Annotated in this window: 13 protein-coding genes and 2 pseudogenes; 5 read left to right on the top strand and 10 right to left on the bottom strand. The window is 51.5% G+C overall.

Features of this window, described 5'->3' with window-relative positions; translation table 11 throughout:
* The first annotated feature begins 417 nt into the window (after positions 1-417).
* Genes KNP86_RS04215 through KNP86_RS04205 form a run of 3 tightly spaced genes read left to right on the top strand, consistent with a single transcriptional unit; the run spans position 418 to position 4,218 of the window.
* Complete coding sequence (locus KNP86_RS04215; RefSeq protein ID WP_034778347.1) at positions 418-2,685, top strand: ribonucleoside-diphosphate reductase subunit alpha; 2,268 nt, start codon at positions 418-420, stop codon at positions 2,683-2,685.
* A 29-nt stretch (positions 2,686-2,714) separates the two neighbouring features.
* Positions 2,715-3,221 (top strand): flavodoxin domain-containing protein, encoded by a 507-nt coding sequence (locus KNP86_RS04210; RefSeq protein WP_034778349.1) that lies wholly within the window; start codon positions 2,715-2,717, stop codon positions 3,219-3,221.
* Positions 3,178-4,218, top strand: coding sequence for a ribonucleotide-diphosphate reductase subunit beta (locus KNP86_RS04205; protein WP_034778351.1), 1,041 nt, complete (start codon positions 3,178-3,180; stop codon positions 4,216-4,218). Before KNP86_RS04210 ends, KNP86_RS04205 begins: the two co-directional genes overlap by 44 nt.
* A gap of 52 nt (positions 4,219-4,270) precedes the next feature.
* On the opposite strand, the gene KNP86_RS04200 is transcribed toward KNP86_RS04205, so the two are convergent.
* Together KNP86_RS04200 and KNP86_RS04195 are read right to left on the bottom strand one after the other, a co-directional pair.
* Positions 4,271-6,412, bottom strand: coding sequence for an N-acetylmuramoyl-L-alanine amidase (locus tag KNP86_RS04200; RefSeq protein ID WP_052090144.1), 2,142 nt, complete (start codon positions 6,410-6,412; stop codon positions 4,271-4,273).
* 127 nt (positions 6,413-6,539) lie between these two features.
* Positions 6,540-7,328 carry a MazG nucleotide pyrophosphohydrolase domain-containing protein gene (locus KNP86_RS04195; RefSeq protein WP_034778353.1) on the bottom strand — a complete coding sequence of 263 codons (789 nt, stop codon included), beginning with the start codon at positions 7,326-7,328 and terminating at the stop codon, positions 6,540-6,542.
* 85 nt (positions 7,329-7,413) lie between these two features.
* Here KNP86_RS04195 and ytvI point away from each other — a divergent pair, with 85 nt between their 5' ends.
* Complete coding sequence (gene ytvI / locus KNP86_RS04190; protein ID WP_034778354.1) at positions 7,414-8,541, top strand: sporulation integral membrane protein YtvI; 1,128 nt, start codon at positions 7,414-7,416, stop codon at positions 8,539-8,541.
* 4 nt (positions 8,542-8,545) lie between these two features.
* Here the strand turns inward: ytvI and KNP86_RS04185 are convergent, their stop codons facing one another.
* The 3 genes from KNP86_RS04185 to KNP86_RS04175 are packed head-to-tail and all read right to left on the bottom strand — an operon-like array spanning position 8,546 to position 10,783.
* Positions 8,546-9,205, bottom strand: coding sequence for a DUF429 domain-containing protein (locus KNP86_RS04185; RefSeq protein ID WP_214753012.1), 660 nt, complete (start codon positions 9,203-9,205; stop codon positions 8,546-8,548).
* On the bottom strand, positions 9,186-9,344 hold the full coding sequence (locus tag KNP86_RS04180; RefSeq protein WP_161787546.1) for a hypothetical protein: 159 nt from the start codon (positions 9,342-9,344) through the stop codon (positions 9,186-9,188). The genes KNP86_RS04185 and KNP86_RS04180 overlap by 20 nt, the downstream gene beginning before the upstream one ends.
* The gene (locus tag KNP86_RS04175) at positions 9,341-10,783 is read right to left on the bottom strand and encodes a leucyl aminopeptidase (RefSeq protein ID WP_214753010.1); all 1,443 of its coding nucleotides are present in this window, start codon (positions 10,781-10,783) and stop codon (positions 9,341-9,343) included. The genes KNP86_RS04180 and KNP86_RS04175 overlap by 4 nt, the downstream gene beginning before the upstream one ends.
* Positions 10,784-11,112: 329 nt before the next feature.
* Here KNP86_RS04175 and ptsP point away from each other — a divergent pair, with 329 nt between their 5' ends.
* The gene (gene ptsP / locus KNP86_RS04170) at positions 11,113-12,831 is read left to right on the top strand and encodes a phosphoenolpyruvate--protein phosphotransferase (protein ID WP_214753008.1); all 1,719 of its coding nucleotides are present in this window, start codon (positions 11,113-11,115) and stop codon (positions 12,829-12,831) included.
* 136 nt (positions 12,832-12,967) lie between these two features.
* Here ptsP and ptsG (KNP86_RS04165) read toward each other — a convergent pair.
* From ptsG (KNP86_RS04165) to KNP86_RS04145, 5 genes and pseudogenes are all read right to left on the bottom strand, one after another.
* Positions 12,968-14,905: pseudogene (gene ptsG, locus KNP86_RS04165) on the bottom strand (glucose-specific PTS transporter subunit IIBC); the annotation flags it as partial.
* A 140-nt stretch (positions 14,906-15,045) separates the two neighbouring features.
* Positions 15,046-16,545: pseudogene (ptsG, locus tag KNP86_RS04160) on the bottom strand (glucose-specific PTS transporter subunit IIBC); the annotation flags it as partial.
* A gap of 216 nt (positions 16,546-16,761) precedes the next feature.
* Entirely contained in the window at positions 16,762-17,607 is an 846-nt protein-coding gene (gene glcT / locus KNP86_RS04155) for a glucose PTS transporter transcription antiterminator GlcT (protein WP_021065527.1), read from the bottom strand.
* 105 nt (positions 17,608-17,712) lie between these two features.
* Positions 17,713-18,030: a YuiB family protein gene (locus KNP86_RS04150; RefSeq protein ID WP_021065526.1), complete on the bottom strand. Its 318-nt coding sequence runs from the start codon at positions 18,028-18,030 to the stop codon at positions 17,713-17,715.
* A 124-nt stretch (positions 18,031-18,154) separates the two neighbouring features.
* Complete coding sequence (locus KNP86_RS04145) at positions 18,155-19,366, bottom strand: NAD(P)/FAD-dependent oxidoreductase (protein WP_214706576.1); 1,212 nt, start codon at positions 19,364-19,366, stop codon at positions 18,155-18,157.
* Positions 19,367-19,590 lie beyond the last annotated feature (224 nt).

Raw genomic sequence — 19,590 nt, 5'->3', positions numbered from 1 at the left:
CCTCGTTTTGAAAAAACAGTCGTCACTATATATAGTAATCGCTCAAATCATAAAATGAATAGAAGATAGGACGAAATCCAATGAATTTATCGTTTATTTGGACATCCGGTTCATGATTGACCGCTTACATAAAATTGCACGCGTTCTCACGCAAACGTCAATTTAATTTTTTTCTATCTCATATCTCATCTCAAATCGGATGATAGCGCCGTTTTTGAGTAAAAGTAATCTAGGCGTCGACAGTTTGCCGAATGTCAAGATTGCAAAACTAAATATAGGTGATTTATGATTAAAAAGACAAGAAAACGTCAATATATAGTTAACGGATATTTATCACGTTCATCCATCATTGACGTCGAATCGGACAAGTTCCGCTATACCTTTATAATATCTACATCCGAAGAAGGAGTGATCGTTTTGACATCCCCTATCCATCACGAGACGATGTTGGCTGCTGCGCCAACACTTACTGACGTCTCGACATTGATCCAATCATTAAAACAACGCTACCCACAGCTTAGTGTCGAACGATACGAAGAACGAGCCGTCCGGGCGCTCGAAGGAAAGACACTGACACAAGATGTAGTATATGAACTCTTGACGATGCACGCCCTCGATATGTTGAAGGCTGAAGAGCCGGACTGGACGTTCGTCGCCACAGAAATGTACTTAAACCGCCTCTATTTAGAAGCGGCCCGTAACCGCGGTTATGACGCCTCGATGCGTTACGGCGCTCTCTATCCAATGATTGAGACGCTCACGACAAAAGGCATCTTCACCTCGGCACTACTCGATACGTACTCGAAAGAAGACATCGCCTACTTGGAGACGTTGATTGACCCGTCACGTGACCGCATGTTCACATACATCGGTCTCCGGACGTTAGCAGACCGTTACCTCGGCCGCGACCACGTCAAAAACTTGTACGAGTTGCCGCAAGAGCGGTTCATGGTCATCGCCATGACGCTCATGCAAAAAGAGAACGCTGACCAACGTGTGAAACTCGTCGAAGAAGCGTATTGGGCACTATCGAACCTCTATATGACGGTTGCTACACCGACGCTCTCGAACGCCGGGAAATCGTACGGGCAGCTCAGCTCATGTTTCATCGACACGGTCGACGACTCGCTCCGCGGCATCTACGACTCGAACACAGATGTGGCCACGCTCTCGAAAGGCGGCGGCGGAATCGGCGTCTATCTCGGCAAGATCCGCTCACGCGGCAGCGACATCAAAGGCTTCAAAGGCGTCTCGAGCGGCGCGCTCCCTTGGATGAAGCAACTGAACAACACGGCCGTCTCGGTCGACCAGCTCGGCATGCGCCAAGGCTCGATCGCCGTCTACCTCGACATTTGGCATAAGGACATCTTTGAGTTCCTCGATGCGAAATTGAACAACGGGGACGAGCGCCTTCGGACTCATGACTTGTTCACAGGCGTCTGCTTGCCCGACTTGTTCATGCGTACGGTCGAAGCACGTGGCGACTGGCACTTGTTCGACCCGCACGAGATTCGTACGGTCATGGGCTTCAGCCTTGAAGACTTCTACGATGAGACGGAAAATGGTGGTTCGTTCACTGAGAAATACATGGCGTGTGTCAATACCCCGGAGCTCTCGCGCGTAACGGTACCGGCCATCGACCTCGTCAAACGCTACATGCGTTCACAGCTCGAGACAGGAACCCCATACATGTTCTTCCGTGACGCCGTGAACCGCGCTAACCCGAACAAACACGCCGGCATGATCTACAGCTCGAACCTCTGTTCAGAGATCGCGCAAAACATGTCACCGACGACGATCGACGAAGAGTACACAGCGGACGGAAAAATCGTCATCACGAAAACACCTGGTGACTTCGTCGTCTGTAACTTGAGCTCGATCGCCCTCGCCCGGGCCGTGAAGTCAGATGTGCTCGAACGACTGATCCCGATTCAAATGCGGATGCTCGACAACGTCATCGACTTGAATACGATCGAAGTACCGCAAGCGATGATCACAAACCAAAAATACCGCGCCGTCGGACTCGGAACGTTCGGTTGGCATCACCTGCTCGCCCTCGAAGGCATCCGTTGGGAATCGGTCGACGCCGTCCAGTACGCGGAAAAGCTATATGAGAAGATTGCTTACCTCACGATTCAAGCGTCAATGGAATTAGCTAAAGAAAAAGGCGCATTCGGTGTCTTCGAAGGATCGGAGTGGCATACGGGTGAGTACTTCAAACGCCGTAACTACCGCTCACACGATGAACTCGATTGGGACGGCCTCGCGGAAGCGGTTCATCAAAACGGTGTCCGCAACGCCTACATGATGGCGGTCGCACCGAACTCGTCGACGGCCATTATCGCCGGCAGCACCGCCTCGATTGATCCAATCTATAAGAAGGTCTACTCGGAAGAGAAGAAAAACTATAAGATCCCGGTGACGGTCCCTGACCTCAACCCGGAGACGAACTGGTTCTATAAATCAGCGTTCGAAGTCGACCAGCTCTGGAGCATCCGTCAAAACGCGGCCCGTCAGCGTCACATCGACCAAGCGATCAGCTTCAACCTATACGTCAAAAACGACGTGAAGGCGACCGAAATGTTGGCGATGCACCTTGAGGCGTGGTCACTCGGAATGAAATCAATCTACTACACGCGTTCGACGACCGTTGAAGTCGACGAATGTGAATCGTGTGCTTCGTAACGTCACGTAACAGAAAGGTGGGACCAACCATGAACGTCGCAATCGTCTATAGTTCGATGAGCGGGAATACAGAAGAGGTCGCCGAACTGATTCAGGCGACCCACGTCCATCGGGGCGACCACGTCGGCCTGTATGAAGCGGACCGCATCGGCCATCGCGAAGCCCAATCACTCGCCACGTACGACCTCGTTTACTTCGGGTCGTATACGTGGGCGGACGGCGTCTTGCCGGACGAGATGAAAGACACGTTCCGTCTCGTCTTGAAAGAACTTAATGTGCCGCTCCGCCAAGCCGCCGTGTTTGGGACAGGTGACAAGATGTTCGTCCACTTCTGTCGGGCGGTCGACGAGATGGCCTACCACCTTTCGAAATACGGAATTCCCCTCGCCGGTGAGACATTGAAAATCGAGCAGTCACCGCGCAATCAACCGTACAACGTCCGTCATTGGGCCGAACGGTTGGCTAGAAACACCGAAGAAGGAGTATATGTCCATGACCATTCAAAAGATCAAACTACTGTCGCCCAAACATCCTAACCGGGCGACTGCCATTATCGGGGGCGAGACGAGTTCCATCGTCAATTGGAACGACATCGCCTACCCGCAGTTTTACACCATCTATAAACAATTGCTCTCAAACTTCTGGATCCCGGATGAGATCTCGATGTCGAAAGACATGCAGCAATGGCCGCAGTTGAGCGAGCGTGAACAAGACGCCTTCAAACGCATCATCGGGTTGTTGTCGATCCTCGACTCGGTACAGACGCGCTATATCCTCGAGTCATCGATGTTCTCATCAGATTCGTCGGTGCACGCCGTGCTCGCCGTCATCGCCCAACAAGAAGTCGTCCATAACCAATCATATAGCTACGTCCTCTCGAGCCTCGTCCCGCTCAGCGAGCAAAATCGCATCTTCGATATCGCCAAGGACGACGAGATGGTCATGAAACGGAATCAGTTCATCTTGGACTTATACGAGGACTTCCGGGCCGACCAGACGGCCGAGACGTTCGCCAAGTCGCTCGTCGCCTCAATCATTCTCGAAGGCATCAACTTCTATTCCGGTTTCGCCTACTTCTACAACTTGGCCCGTCACCAGAAGATGGTCGGCACGTCGACGATGATCAGCTACATCCAGCGTGACGAGATGCAACACTCGTATTTCGTCAGCCAGTTACTCCGGGCCGTCTTGACGGAAAACCCGGAGATCGACGCCGACGGCAGCTTCAGCCAGTTCGTCTATGACACGATGGCGGAAGCCGTCGACCTCGAGGTCGAATGGTGCGAATACGTCCTTCGCGACCTCGACGGGCTCGACGTCAGCGAGATGCGCGATTACGTCAAGTACCTCGCCAACAAACGCCTCCGCGTCATCGGCTTGAACGATCTGTATGAAGGGTTCAACGAGGACGTCATGCCGTGGATTCGTGCATACTCAGACGATTCATTGAATGCCACGAAATCCGACTTCTTCGAACAGAAGTCACGCTCTTACGCGAAAGTCACCGACGCCAACGGCTTCGACGACCTATAAGCACAAAACGCCCCGACTCACGATGAGTCGGGGCGTTTTTGATGGATGAAATTTAATGATAAGCGCGTACGTACTGAGCGATCCCTTCAGCGACACCTTCCGCCATCCGTTGGCGTGAGGCGTTGCTCCGTAAATGCGTGACGTCTTGCGGCGAAGAGATGAATCCGAGTTCGACGAGGGCCGATGGCATCGTATTATAACGAATCACATAATAGTTCGCCGTCTTCACACCGCGGTTCGTCATCCCGGACATCTTGCCCATCAAATTGGATTGAATGTTCGTCGCGAGCACACGGCTCTTCGAACTGTGGGCTGAATAAGACGAATAGAACGTCTCGACACCTTTAGCATACTGAGTCGTCGCCGCATTCGTGTGCAAGCTGACGAACAAGTTACCGCGAAGCGTTTTTGCCGTCTGAACGCGTTGGTCGAGCGTCAAGTAGACATCTGTCGAGCGCGTCAACCGGACTTGGTAGTCATACTTCGAACGAAGATACGCCTCGACTCGTTTCGTCACATCGAGAACGATCGTCTTCTCATAGAGCGATCCATTCACCGCTCCCGGGTCACCGCCTCCATGGCCCGCATCGAGGACGATGACGGCGTTGCTCGTCGCGCTCGGTTTGAGCGTCATCGCGTAAGCCGTCGAGATGTAGCCGTCGCGACCATTGTACTTGATTTTATAAAAGCCGTTCGTCGAGCCGTAATGGTCGACTTGAGTGCCATGGGCGAGTCGGCCGAGAATCGTCGAGCTCGCCGAGGCGCTCGCCCGGACGTTCAAGACGTCCCCTGGTGTGTTCGTGTACACTTTCCCTTTAGGCGTCGCCGCAGGGGCGGCCGGGGCCTTCCCGGCCGACAACCAAGCTGTCGGGGTATAGAACGTGTCCGACCCGATATAGACGACCGACCAGCTCGAGTTATGTTTGCTGTACGTCACCGGCGTATACTTCGGCAACACACGAGCGACCGGTGATGATTGAAGCGTCTTCTTGAACAGGTTGGCATTTCGGTTCGCATATCCTGTTACTTTTTGAATGACAGGCGGTTTCGTCGTCGGCGGTTTCGTTACCGGCGGCGCTCCCGGTGTGATCCATGCCGTCGGCGTGTAATATGTTTTGCTGCCGATGTAGACGATCGACCAACTCGAGTTATATTTGCTCGAGACGACCGCCGACTTGGCCGGCAACACTTTCAACACCGTCGAACGTTGGTTGCGCGCGCCGAACAGTTTCAACTCGCGGTTGGCATGACCATCGACTTTTACGACTGGCGGTTTCGTCGTCGGCGGAGGCATCGTCGGTGCCCCAGGCGTAATCCATGCCGTCGGCGCATAATACGTTTCGCTTCCGACATAGACGACCGACCAGCTTGAGTTATATTTGCTCGAGACGACTTCCGTCGTGACCGGCAATACTTTCAACACTTTCGAACGCTGATTGCGCTCGCCAAACAACTTCAACTCACGGTTGGCATGACCGTTTACTTTTGCCGCACTCGGTTTCAAAGTTCCCGGCGTGATCCATGCCGTCGGCGTATAATATGTGCTACTGCCAACGTAGACAACCGACCAGCTCGAGTTATATTTGCTCGAGACGACCGCTGACTTAGCCGGCAACACCTTCAACACCGCCGAACGCTGATTCCGTTCGCCGAACAACTTCAAATCACGATTCGTATAGCCTGTTTCACGGGCTGGTGTCGATGCGACGGCTTTCGGGGCAATATATGCCTTGGCCGCATAATACGTCTTCCCGTTCAAGTACACTTTCGCCCAAGACGAGTTATGCACGGCATATTGAACGGTCGTGCCTTTTTTAAGCGTCCGGTACACGGTCGCCTTGCTATGGGCCGACACACGGATGTTCAAGTTGACGGTCGTCACACCCGTCGAAGTGGCAGCTTGCTTCGTGACCGTCGTGGATTGGGACGGGATCCGCTTGATGTACTGGGCGGAAGCATAGTACGTTCGATTGTTTAAATATATCTTACTCCACGATTTGTTATAAATTACATATTTTACTTTTGTTCCCTTTTTTAGCGTTTGTATCAATTTTCCGCTCGTGCTTGGTGCAGAGCGAACGTTCAAGTTGACTGTCGTCTCTCCGTCCAAAGTAGCGGCTTCTACCGCGGGTATTTGGATTGAAAACAAGACAATGGTCATGATGAGGGCAAGTTTAAAAAGCTTCATATTCATCCAAAATATTCCTTTCTTCATACGCACATCGCGACTGACAACACCTTCATAGTAGCACATTGCTTTTATTAAAAAAGTAAATATTTGAAAAAATGATGAATACTTTTTACAAAAAAGGTGAATGTTTTTACCCTTGTTTTCGCACAATCCAAAACGTGTCAGTGCCATGTCGCTCGATCTCGACGGCGAAAGGGGCCGCTAGTTGCAAATCAGTCTCGATGGAGCGATCGATTTGGAAAGGCGGCTCAGGTTGTCGAATGACAAACCCATCGAGTCCCTCGACTTCGGCGATCTTTAAAAACCGCGCCAAGTGCCCTTCCCGCTCTCTATATCGGCTCACTTCTTCGAAAGGTTTAGCCTTCACCCCGCCCCAGTATCGTCCTTCCACATAAGAACGATACGTGCGGACCGAATCTTCCGTAATCGGGTCGGGGGTATGGTCGAAGCGTCCGAAGTCTCGGGACGACTTGTCTTCGATCAACGAGGCGATCTCCGCGAATAGGTCAAATCCATTCATGTCGGCAAGTTCCATGACCGCCTGTTGAACGGCCTCGATGTGTCGTTGCAACGATCCCGGCGTCGCGGACGCCTTCAATTTTTTATCGCCTTCATAGGCATTTAATATGCGGCCAACTTCCCCCGCTTCGCGCACGAGGCGGTAGTAGCTACGTTCTTCTTTCGTCTCGTCACGGTCTGTCGTTTGATTCGTGAGGGTGATGGCATATTGATTCGCCAGACACGTCGAAATAACGAAGACGTCCATCAGCTCTTCTCGCAGGGCGACTCGGTCGTCTGCATAGAGCGCGCCACCAACTTCGCCCACTTCTTCTAACAGCCGGGCCAACCCCGACAGCGGCCGCCAGTAGCCGCCTAAATGAATAATCATCCGATCGATTCGTCGTTGTAATTCCTTCATGTTTAATCACCTATCCATCCTCTATATTTACCGGTTGCGTGGTATACTATGCTCAATCCAATCGTTAGGAAAGGGGCCATGTGTCGTGTCGCCAGCCAGGCTTTGGCAGTTACTTCGTTTCCTGCTCGTCATTATCGGGCTCGTCTTCGTCATTTGGGGACTGAGCGTCCTCTTTACGTACACGTATCCTTTCGTGTTCGCCTTCTTGTTATCCTTGTTGACCGTCCCGCTCGTCAATTGGTTCGAACGCGAGACCAAATTGCCCCGGGCTCTTGGGACGCTCGCTTCCTTGTTGATCGTCATGAGTGTCGTCAGCGGTGTGATTGCCATCGTGGTGACTCAACTCATCCGTTACTTGACGATCGCCGCCGAGAAACTTCCCGACCAGATTGAAACGTTCACCGAATACATACAACGCATGTTCAACGAAAAAATTGCCCCGTTCGTCAATGATGCGTATGACAGCGTCCAGCGGCTCAATCCGGGACAGACGAACTCGCTCGAAGGCGGGATCACCGAGATCGGGGTCCAGCTCGGAGCCGCGATCGGCGTCTTGTCACGAGGGGTCGCCGGTTTACTGCAAGATATCCTCAGCGCCTTACCGCTTGTCTTGCTCTTGTTCATCGTCATCGTGCTCGCCTGGTTCTTCATCACGAAAGACTGGAACGTCTACATGCGGTCCATCGCGCGCTTGAATGAGCGAAAAGGCTTCAAGGAATTTGAACTGGTCATGACCAATTTGCGCTCGGCCCTGTTCGGTTACGTCCGGGCCCAATTGACGCTTATCTCCATTACGTTCGGGATCGTCCTTGTCGGCATGTTCATCCTGCGGGTCGACAATCCATTCTCTTTCGCACTTTTAGCGGCCATCTTCGACTTGTTGCCGTACCTCGGCGTCGGGACGCTGTTATTGCCATGGGCCGCCTATGCCGCCGTGAGCGGCGACTGGTTCCTCGCCATCGGCCTCGTCATCTTGTATATCGTCGTCATCGTCCAACGTAACTTGGCTGAACCGAAAATCGTTGGTTCTCACATTGGACTTGACCCGCTCGCCGCCCTCATCTCGATTTTTGTCGGTTTGCAACTGTTCGGGGTGCTCGGCTTCATTTTAGGACCGGTCTTGGCCGTTCTGCTCAAGGCGCTCTATAACGCCCAAGTGTTTCACTATATGTGGAGATTCGTCCTCGGGCCGACGACACCAAAAGAGCGATGACGCGTCATCGCTCTTTTGTCTTCGGTACCGCCACGAACGGCGCTCCTTCAGTTTGGTCAGGATGCGTCACCATCCCAGTCGTTCCCGCCTCATAGGCGGCCACGGCCAAAATACAGGCGTCGATAATATCATCGACTTGTACGTTCGACATCTTCCACTTCCAGGGCGAGCTTTTTGAATAGCGGCGCAACAACTCGATCCGTTCGAGCTCTCCCGCCTCGGTCTTCTTGCTGAAACGCGCCTCGTTCCCGGTCATGACAGCGAAGCACACTTCCGGGTGTGACTCATAGACGTCCGTTTCAGCGATCGTTTGAAACTCTCGAATCCGCGGCACAAGGTTCCACGCTTGTTTGCTGATTCCTTTTCCGACTAGTTCGCGACTTCTCGCGTTGGCCGTCTCATACGATGCTTCTGTTACCACTTCTTGAATCGGTGGTGTGAAGATCGATGACTTCCGCTCTTTTAGTTGCGACCGCATCCACGCGTCACACGTTCGGCCCGGCTTGTCGATCGACCCTAAGTCTTTCGGCATATCGACAAAATGCACGGCCCCTTCGATCAATAAATCTTCCAACTTCTCTGAGATGGTCAAACAGAGCGAGATGCTGTCGTACGTGATTCGTACCCAACCCCCGCGCGCGCCATCAATTCCTACTCCGACCACGGCGTCCCTCCTGCATCAAAAACAACACTCCGAGCACCGCGCAAAAGACGGTCACTCCTAACAACCAACGGCTTGGCCAAGCCGTGTATCCGAAACCGGAGACGACGGCCAAACCGATCAATACAAATCCAATTTTCAACGTTTCCATCCTTCGAGCATCGAGGCGAGTGTGCGCACCATGACGCCAGTCGGTCCTTTTGGTCCGAGGTCGCTCGCCGACGAACGTTCGCTCGTCCCAGCGATGTCGAGATGGAGCCAAGGCGTGTCCCCGACGAACTCACCGACAAAAGCGCCGCCGAAAATCATATGACCGTAACGGCCCGGTGAGTTGTTCAAGTCGGCGACTTCCGACTTACGCACTTGGTTGATGAAGACATCGAAGTATGGCATCTGCCAGACGAGTTCGTTCGTGTCACGGCTCGCAGCTTCTAAGGCGCCATAGAGCGACGCATCGTTCGTCAGGCAACCAGTCACTTCCGTACCGAGTGCGACGAGCACACCGCCCGTGAGCGTGGCCACATCGATGATGGCTTGCGGTTCATACGTCTTGGCAAAGGTAACGGCGTCGGCGAGGACGAGACGACCTTCCGCATCCGTGTTAAGCACTTCAATCGTCTTCCCGTTCATCGCCGTGATGACATCGTCCGGCTTGAATGCGTCCCCTGAGATCATGTTGTCCGTCGATGGGATGACACCGATGACGTTCACGTTCGGTTTCGTCGTCGCGAGCGTCTCGAATAAACCAAGTACCGTCGCGGCGCCGCCCATATCCCCTTTCATACCGACGATGCCGTCTTTCGGCTTGATCGAGTAACCGCCCGTATCAAACGTGATGCCTTTTCCGACGACAGCGACAGGCGCCTCGTCTCCAGCTCCGCGATATTCGAGCACGATCAACTTCGGCGGGATCGTCGACCCTTGGTTGACGGCGAGAAGCGCGCCCATTCCGAGCCCTTCCATCTCTTCTTTTTCAATGATGCGATGTTCAAAGCCGTGACGTTCGGCCAACTCGACCGCATAGTCCGCGAGCGTTTCCGACGTCAAAATATTGGCTGGCATCATAGTGAGCGACCGCGCCACATTCACACCACGTCCGTAAGCTGCACCTGCTAGCGCCTCTTCCTCTGCATCAGCTCCGAGCAACGTGATCGTTACGTCCGGTTTCGTCGGTTTCGGCTCTGATTTGTATGTAGGATGCTCATACGTCGCCATCTCATACGCTTCAGCAAACAGTTTCGCCGTATTCGGTCCGAACGTGTCGAGGGCGACTGCGACGTCCGTGAAGGCCCGGGCTTTGATGTGTTTGGCGACTTTCCCGAACCAATTGCGCACATTTTCAACCGTATTTTCGTTCCGTTGTCCGAGACCGACGAATAGGATCCGTTTAACCGTTCCCTCAAACGTCGGGACGATGGAGACTTCACCTGTTTTCGTTGAAATATCTGCCGATTGAATCAATGCTTTGACGCGTCCATTAAACAATGAATCGAGTCCTTGCTCAATCGTGTCGGCAGCGCCGATCCCCACGACGATTGTGTCATATGAGCCGTTCCAATCTAAGTCTTTCACTTGATACATGTTTGCCACTTCCCTTCTTTATATATGGTTAGCATAACGAACTTCTGCCAAATAATGAAACAGTATGCGCAAGAGTCAATAAATCTTCGAATTCAGGCGTTAACTCCTCGTTGTGACGATGATTTATTTTATGATAGGATAAGAAAGTACGCAATCAGGCATCCCTCCCTGTTGAGGCGAGGCCATTTTGTTCGGTCGAGGCTTCCCCTAGTAGTAGACCGTTGCTACTTTAATCTTCCAGGTTTTCGTTAGTTCCTTTTTCATTTCGGGTAAGAACTAACGAGATAACGTTGGAAACCACTATTTCTTTGAAGAGAGGGACTACGCTTATGTCACACATTAAAGGTATTGGCGCATCTGCAGGAATCGCAGTTGCGAAAGCATTCGTCATGGAGACACCTTCATTTGACATCCCGACAAACAAAATCGAGGACGTAGCAGCTGAGAAAGCCCGTTTCCAAGCGGCGATCGCTCAGTCGAAGACAGAACTCGAAGAAATTCGCGAGATCACACTTCGTGAACTCGGTGAAGACAAGGCAGAGATCTTCTCGGCACACTTGCTCATCGTCGAAGATCCTGAGATCGTCTCACAAGTGAACGACAAAATTGAAAGCGAACACATGAACGCTGCGAAAGCACTCGATGAAGTCGCTCAAATGATGGTCATGATCTTTGAATCGATGGATAACGAGTACATGCGTGAACGCGCTGCCGACGTTCGTGACGTCACAAAACGCGTCATGGCGCATATCCTCGGTGTCACATTCATGACGCCTGCGTCGATTTCTGAAGAAGTCATCATCATCGCTGAAGATTTGACACCGTCTGACACGGCGCAACTCAACCGTAAATACGTCAAAGGTTTCGCGACAAACATTGGTGGACGTACGTCTCACTCAGCGATCATGTCTCGCTCACTCGAGATCCCTGCTGTCGTCGGAACAAAAATAGCGCTCGAAGAAATCAAGAACGGCGACCTCGTCGTCATCGACGGGACAGAAGGCGACGTCTTCGTCAACCCGTCTGAAGAACTCGTCAATGAATACGTTGAAAAACGTGCTTCATTCGAAGCTTACAAAGAAGAGTTGAAACAGCTCGTCAACGAAGAGTCGGTCACAGCCGACGGCCATAAAGTCAAACTTGCGGCAAACATCGGTACACCGAACGACCTCGAAGGCGTGTTGAAAAACGGCGCTGACGCCATCGGTCTTTACCGGACCGAGTTCCTCTACATGGACTCAGAAACGTTCCCGACGGAAGAAGAGCAATATACAGCCTATAAAGCAGTACTCGAAGGTATGGACGGCAAACAAGTCGTCATCCGTACGCTCGATATCGGTGGAGATAAAGAATTGTCTTACCTCGACCTTCCAAAAGAAATGAACCCGTTCCTCGGCTATCGCGCAATTCGCCTTTGCCTCGAAGAGACGGACTTGTTCCGCACACAACTTCGCGCCCTTCTCCGTGCCTCAGCGCACGGTGACCTCGCCATCATGTTCCCAATGATCGCGACACTTGAAGAGTTCCGCGCGGCGAAAGCGCTCCTTCTCGAAGAAGAAGCGAAGTTGAAAGCAGAAGGCATCGCTGTCGGTAACTACGAGACAGGGATGATGGTCGAGATTCCATCGACTGCCGTCATGGCGAAGCAATTCGCGAAAGAAGTCGACTTCTTCTCAGTCGGCACGAACGACTTGATTCAATACACGATGGCAGCGGACCGCATGAACGAGAAAGTCTCGTACTTGTACCAACCGTTCAACCCGGCCATCTTGAACCTTCTCCACAACGTCATCACAGAAGCACATAAAGCTGGCAAATGGGTCGGCATGTGTGGCGAGATGGCTGGAGAAGAGCTCGCGATTCCAATCCTTCTCGGACTTGGCCTTGACGAGTTCTCGATGTCAGCTTCAAGCGTCCTTCGCGCACGTAGCCTCGTGAAGCGTTTGACGAAGTCAGAAACAGAAGCGATCGTCAACGACGTCCTCAACATGGATACAGCTGAAGAAGTCGTGAACTTCCTCAGTGAAAAATTCGATATTAAGAAGTAACAAAAAAAAGAAGTTCTCGCAGCTGCGAGAGCTTCTTTTTTGTTTACTCGGCTCCTTTATCATCCGTTCTGAAGTCGAGCGCTTCACCGGCGACGACCGTCTCTCCGAATGGGACGACGACGATTTTGCCGTCTCCGTTCGTCCAAATGATCGGCGTGATGAGCGATGGGACTTTGTCGCGAATCAAATTGAGGTCAACGTCGAGCAAGACATCCCCCGCTTCGACGCGGTCGCCTTCTTTCACTTTGGCGACGAAACCTTCGCCTTTCAGATTGACCGTATCGAGTCCGACATGGATAAGAATCTCGCGTCCATCGTCCGCAAGTAGACCGATCGCATGTTTCGTCGGGAAGAACGTCGTGATTTGTCCCGTGACCGGCGCAACGACTTGTCCTGAACTCGGTTCGATGGCAAATCCTTCGCCCATCATGCGGCCCGAGAAGACTTGGTCCGGAACGTCATCAAGTGACAAGATGACACCTGACATCGGGGCAAGGAAGCGATGATCGGCATGTTCGGCCGCTTCCGGTGTGATGACGGCTTTTTCTTTCGGCTTGTATTCGCCGCCCTCGATGATGGCCGCGATTTGCGATTTGAGCGTATCCGATTTCGGTCCGAAGATGGCTTGAATATTATCTCCGACTTCGAGTACTCCGGCCGCTCCCAAATCTTTGAGCAAGTCTTTATCGACTTGTTTGACATCGTTCACCGTGACGCGAAGACGCGTGATACAGGCGTCGAGGTGTTTGATGTTTTCAGGTCCGCCGAGACCGACGAGCACTTCGTACGGTAAATCGTCTCCGACGACGGCTCGGGCTCCTTTTCCTTCAGCGACGGTTTCACGTCCCGGCACTTTCAAATCGAATTTCGTGATGGCGAAGCGGAACCCGAAGTAATAAACGACCGCGAAGACGAGGCCGACCGGAATGACGAGCCACCAGGCTGTCCGGTTCGGCAACACTCCGAACAATAGATAGTCGATGAGTCCGCCTGAGAACGTCATCCCGATTTTTACGTTGAGCAAGTGCATGGTCATAAAGGATAGTCCAGCAAAGACGGCGTGAATACCAAAGAGTAGAGGTGCAACGAAGACGAACGAGAATTCGACCGGCTCGGTGATTCCCGTTAAGAATGAAGTGAGGGCTGCTGAGAAGTAAAGTCCTTCGACGTCTTTACGACGCTCTTTCGGGACCGTGTGGAACATGGCGAGACAAGCGGCAGGCAATCCGAACATCATGAACGGGAATTTCCCGGTCATATACGTACCGGCCGTAAACTCGACTCCGTCACGTAATTGTGCGAAGAAGATCCGTTGGTCCCCTTGGACAAGGTCTCCCGCCTGGTTCGTATATTCCCCGAACTGGAACCAAAACGGAGAGTACCAGATGTGGTGCAGACCGAACGGGATCAAAGAACGTTCGACCAAACCGAAGACGAAGGCAGAGACGGCGACGTTTGCTTCAATGATCGTGCTCGAGAACGTATTGATGGCCGTTCCGATTGGCGGCCAAATATAGGCGAGCGCAATCCCAATCACCAAGCTGAACGCGGCGGTCGCGATCGGCACGAACCGTTTCCCGGCGAAGAACCCTAAGAAATCCGGCAACTTGATGTTGAAGTACTTGTTGTACGCGAATGCGGCGATGAGACCTGCGATAATACCCCCGAATACCCCCATTTGGAGCGTCGGAATCCCAAGTACCGTGGCATAGGCCGGGTCTCCCTGGGCGATTTCCGCGGTAATACCGTTCCACGTACTGATAACTTTGTTCATAATCAAATAACCAACGATAGCTGCTAACCCGGCAACACCGTCCCCGTTGGCTAGCCCGATGGCGACACCGACGGCGAACAATAGACCTAGATTGGCAAACACGATATCCCCGGCATCTGTCATAACTTGCCAGACGAGGACGAGTGAATCGTTTGCCAAGAAAGGCAAGAGCGAAACGAGATCAGGGTTTTGGAACGCGGTACCAAATGCGAGTAATAGACCGGCTGCCGGTAGAATCGCAACCGGAAGCATGAGTGCCTTCCCGATCCGCTGCAAAACACCAAACACTTTCTTCCACATCATGGTTCCCTCCTTTTGTCAGAATACTTACTTTTCCCCATCTGCCAGTAGGCTGAAACCGTTTCACCCATACAAAAAAAGCCAATCCATAATGGATTGGCTTATAGCTTCATTCAGTTTGCTTTCTTTTCGTTACCTGAAGCGATGACCGCTTGCATTTCTGATTTCAATGCATCAGAACGTGGTCCGAAGATGGCTTGAATGTTGTTACCGACTTCAAGGACACCAGCTGCCCCGAGGCGTTTCAATTCTTCTTTGTTGACTTGGCTCTTATCTTTAACTTCAACGCGAAGACGTGTGATACATGCGTCTAAGTGTTTGATGTTTTGTGAACCACCGAAACCAACGAGGATATCTTGTGCAAGTTCCGAACCTGTAGCAGTTGATTGCTCAACGACTTCATCTTCACGGCCCGGTGTTTTAAGGTTGAACTTACGGATAACGAAACGGAATCCGAAGTAGTAAACGACTGCGAACACGAGACCGACTGGAATGACGAGCCACCAGTCTGTACGGTTAGGAAGTACACCGAAGAGAAGGTAGTCGATCAAACCGCCCGAGAACGTCATCCCGATTTTGACGTTCAAGATGTGCATGACCATGAACGAAAGGCCAGCGAAGACTGCGTGTACTGCGAACAAGAGTGGAGCAACGAACAAGAATGAGAACTCGATCGGCTCAGTGATACCAGTCAAGAACGATGTAAGTGCTGCCGAAGCCAAGAGACCACCGACGACTGCTTTACGCTCAGGACGTGCTTCATGGTACATAGCGAGTGCTGCTGCTGGAAGACCGAACATCATGAACGGGTACTTACCAGTCATGAACGTACCAGCTGTGAGCTCGGCACCATCACGAATTTGTGCGAAGAAGATCGCTTGGTCACCACGAACGATGTTACCCGCTGCATCCGTGTACGAGCCGAACTCGAACCAGAATGGTGAGTAGAAGATGTGGTGAAGACCAAATGGAATCAATGAACGTTCGATCAAACCGAAGATGAATGCCGCGAACGTGCGGTTTTCAGTCAACATGAAGTTTGAGAACGTGTTCAAGCCGTGTTGAACTGGTGGCCAGATGAGAAGCATAACGAAACCAGCGACAACTGCCAATACTGCAGTAACGATTGGGACGAAACGCTTACCAGCGAAGAAGCCAAGGAATTGCGGCAATTCGATGTTGAAGTACTTATTGTATGCCCATGCGGCAATCAGACCGACGATAATCCCTCCGAATACCCCTGTTTGGAGTGTTGGAATCCCAAGTACTGATGCGTAAGCCGGGTCACCTTGTGCGATGATTTCAGGTGTGAGTTCGAGCCAAACACCCATTACTTTGTTCATGATGAGGAATCCGACGATGGCTGCAAGTCCGGCAACGCCGTCCCCTGCTAAACCGATCGCGACACCGACTGCGAATAAGAGTGCTAAGTTCGAGAAGATAATGCCACCCGCTTGCTCCATGAGCTGAGCGAATTTCACAACGCCTGCGTTCGTTAACCAACCAGCGCGTGATGTGAGGGCCGGGTTTTGCATCGCGTTACCGAATGCAAGAAGAAGACCGGCTGCCGGCAAGATCGCTACAGGAAGCATAAGTGCTTTACCGACTTTTTGAAGAACACCAAAGATCTGCTTAAACATGATAAATCCTCCTTTTGTGATTGTTTCGTGCGGAAAGACGACTGTAGATGTCAGACAACCGACGTATCTAAACGTTTTCATAATAAACGTTTATAAAAACAGAAACAGGCATGAATAAGGTATAGAACGTAGACCTCTCCTAATGGAGACATCGTTGCGTTCCACTCCTTACTCATGCCTGATCGAATCAGTAACACGTAAGATACGTGGTATCAGTTATCTACTTGTTAGGCGCTGGAGATGCATCGTCAAATATGTCGCTTCACCTCGCGGGACAGGACGCTTTAATTCGCGTTCCATGATGCCCATCAGCTCCCAAGCAGTACTATAGCATAGCGGATATTCTTCGCGCAATACCTTTTCAATTTTTTGTGGGGCCTCCACCATCTCACCCGTCGCAACCCGCTCAACGGCGTACCTTAAGTGCCGAAGTAAGCGCTTATAATCGAGTGAACTCCGGTCCATTTTGACGTTCAAACGACTCTCAATCGTCTGAACGATTTGCCCGATGATTTGGTTGTGCCGGTTGACCTCGAGGACGTTTTTAAACGTCGTCGCCGAATGGATATGGAGCGCGATAAATCCGATCTCCGCGTCCGGCAACAGCACGTCGAGCCGCTCGTGAATCATATCGACGATTCGTTCAGCCAAGGCGTACTCATTCGGATAGAGCGATTCGGTCTCAAGCAAGAACGGATTTGTCACTTCCATCCCTTGTTCGATCCGCTTCATCGTGAAGAACAAGTGGTCGGTCAAACCGATATGGATATGTTGATCGACTTTTTTACCTGTGTTGTTCTCGATAAAGCCGACGATTTCTTGCATGAAGGCAATAAAGTCTTCATCGACGTGTTTGACGAGCTCACGGTATTGAGATTGTTCTTCTTTATCTGTCAGTTGATACACTTTCTCCGGGACACTGGCCGGGTCGACGAGATCGCCCGCTTTCTTGCCGAAGCCAATCCCTTTCCCGAGTAGAATGACTTCCGGTTCCGGATCATGTTGGCAAATGACAACGCTATTATTCAACACTTTCTTGATCGTATACATCGGTAATGTCATTCTCATCGCATCCCTTACTAATTAAATCGTTATCTTATCTAGTATATCGGTTCGCCTTCTAAAAAAGTAGGCAGAAAACAAAAAAGACGAACATTTCTGCCGTCTTTAAAACATTGAGTAACCACTCTTACGCAAGTAGCGGATCGTGACGCCGGCCAAAATCGCACCGAGCAGTCCGAAACCAAGCATGAACACATCCAAAAACTGAAGTCCGAGCACCCGTTCGTAAACGTTGGCGAGCGCGGTCGATGTCTCCGTGATGTAACTCGAGAGCTTGACGTTATCAATCATCATAATGACGAAAATCGGATAGATGAACACGAGCGTCCATGTTTTTTTAAGTAGCATGTTCAAAATGAAGCCGATGCTGAAGAAGATGACCAAATAAAGAATCGCCCCAATGACAGCCTGGATGATATGCATGCGATTGCCCCCTTTTCCCGTTGTCTATTATACCGAATCGCCCTCTCTTAGGTCAAAGGTGAACCATGAAGCGTCATCAAAAAAAGTAGCCCGTTCGGATGAGCGGGCTACTTGGTCATATTGCTTAGAATTTACCTTTTTTGAGGACGAGACCGTACTTCTTCAATTCGATGAAGTGTTTGTTGTCGATCACTTTCTTCATGAATGAAGCGTTGCGACCGAAGATCTTTTTGCCCATGACGATGCCGATGCCGTCGTTATGGCCAAGTGAAGCGACTGTCCCTTTGCTCTCATACGTGAATTTCGAAGTCGATTTTCCGTTGATGAGCGCCGCGATGTTTTTCGCTACGTTGTGCGCTTGTTGCGTCGCGATTTGAGCAGTCGGCGGGTATGGACGGTTTGAGACCGGATCCATGACAGCCGAGCAGTCACCGATGATGAAGACGTTGTCGTGACCTGGGGCGCGGTTGTCCGCCTCGACCATGACACGGTTACGGACCGCTTCAAAACCAGATTTCTCGATGATCGGGCTACCGCTCACGCCACCTGTCCAAAGGATCGTGTTCGCTGCGATCGTCTCCGTCGTGTCGCCTTGAAGCGGACCGAACGTGACGACGCCAGGCTCAACGCCTTTGATGCCGTTGCCGAGTTTCATCTCGACACCGTTACGCTCGAGCCATTTCTGTGCATACGTCGTAAGTTCTGGGTCGAAACCAGGAAGGACGGTCGGAGCCGCCTCGATGTTCACGATGCGAACCGCTTCACGTGGCACGTCATACTGCTTGCAAAGCTCAGGGACACGGTTGACGAGCTCACCGAGGAACTCGATACCTGTGAAACCTGCGCCGCCGACGACGATTGTCACGTACGAGCGGTCAGCCGACCCGTTCGTCTTGTATTGTGCGAATGAGTATTCGATATGTTCTTTGATTTTACGGACGCTGTTCAATGAACTGATTGTCATCGCGTTCTCTTTGAGGCCTGGGATTCCGAAAGTTTCTGGAATGCCGCCGAGTGCGAACACGACATAATCATATTCAACAGTCGAGCCGTCTGCGAGTAGTACTTGTTTAGCCGTAGTATCGACGCGATCGACGATCCCTTTGACAAATTTCACGCGTGACGGGTTCACAACGTCGTTGATGTAGATACGAGCTTGCTCCGGTTTCATCGTTCCGGCCGCTGGTTCATGGAGCCACGTCGTCTGGTAATGGTAATCATGCTTGTTGATGAGCGTGATGTTCGCGTCGCCAGCTGAGAGCGTCTTCTGGAGGTTCACCGCTGTGATGAGTCCACCGAAACCTGCGCCAAGAATAACAATGTTAGGTCGTTTCATGTTCATTTCCACCTTGTTTTGATAGTTTTGTTTTCTTGAACAATCATGTTGTGTGTTTTTTCACATGAATGTTCACAATAAAGCCTAAACCTTGTTCAACCAATGTTCACAATTGCTTCTCGTTCATTGTACGCTGTTTATTTCGTTTTCTCAATGGAAAAGCTTATCTTCTTGAATTTTTTTTGAATGTATAGGATGTTTGTACAGAATGGATTTAATTCACG

It is taken from the genome of Exiguobacterium sp. s16 (genome assembly GCF_018618115.1).
GTDB classification, from domain to species: domain Bacteria; phylum Bacillota; class Bacilli; order Exiguobacteriales; family Exiguobacteriaceae; genus Exiguobacterium; species Exiguobacterium mexicanum_A.
The sequence above is the reverse complement of the archived record's forward strand: the minus strand, read 5'-3'. Positions and strand labels throughout refer to the sequence as shown.